The organism is Chitinimonas violaceus, from assembly GCF_052601015.1.
On record NZ_JBQXDJ010000277.1, the window covers coordinates 1 to 276 of the forward strand.

Genomic DNA, 276 nt, shown 5'->3' on the forward strand with positions numbered 1-276 from the left:
TGCCGATTCAAAACTGACCCAGGTGTTCTACTTGCCCTGCCTAATTTCTAGGCAGGAGAGAAAGGGTGATCACCATGGAAATGTTAGGCAAGGTTCGGCGGATGTATCTACGCGACAAGCTGTCGCTACATGAGATTACCAAGCGCACCGGTCTGTCGCGCAATACCATCCGAAAATGGCTTCGAATGCCAGAGGAGCCGGCGCCACCCACTTACCAGCGAGCAGCGTCAGCTGGGAAACTCTCTACCTTCTACGCCACATTGGAGCAGGCACTCC

Annotated in this window: 1 pseudogene; it reads left to right on the forward strand. The window is 54.3% G+C overall.

The window, feature by feature from the left end:
* Window positions 1–74: 74 nt before the first annotated feature.
* Window positions 75–276, forward strand: a pseudogene (locus ACUHMQ_RS21275) (IS21 family transposase); the annotation flags it as partial.